We start from the raw sequence: 447 nt of genomic DNA, 5'->3' as shown, positions 1-447 counted from the left end.
ACATTCGCCGCCGCCTGATCCGGCGGCAGGTCGGCCCGCACGATCGCCTCGGCTTCCGCGAAACGGCCTTGCAGGCCGACGGCGAGGCCGAGATTCTGCCGCACGCGGGCATCGTTGGGGTTGCGCTCATAGGCGCGGCGCAGCGTGGCCTCGGCCTTGGAGAGGTCCTTGGTCAGAACATAGGACAGGCCGAGGTTGGACAACACCGAGGGGTCGTCAGGCACGATCTTCAGCGCGCTGGTGTAATAGCGCCGCGCTTCCTCATGATTGCCGAGCTGGTCGAGCGCCGTACCCTGAATCGACAGAATGCGCCAGTCCGGGTTGGCTGGCGTATGCGCCTTGCTCAGCGTATCGAAGCCCTGCTGATAATTTCCATTGTCGACGAGGGCGCGGCCGTATGCGCCAAGCACCGTCTTGTTGCCGGGATTGGCCAATACCGCCTGCTCC

At 64.9% G+C, this 447-nt stretch carries 1 protein-coding gene; it reads right to left on the bottom strand.

Annotation, left to right across the window (positions count from 1 at the left end):
• The coding region (locus CRV03_RS13970; RefSeq protein WP_129085744.1) for a tetratricopeptide repeat protein at positions 1–447 on the bottom strand (447 nt) is incomplete at both ends.

The sequence above is a fragment of the Arcobacter sp. F155 genome (assembly GCF_004116455.1).
Lineage (GTDB): Bacteria > Campylobacterota > Campylobacteria > Campylobacterales > Arcobacteraceae > Halarcobacter.
The sequence above is the reverse complement of the archived record's forward strand: the minus strand, read 5'-3'. Positions and strand labels throughout refer to the sequence as shown.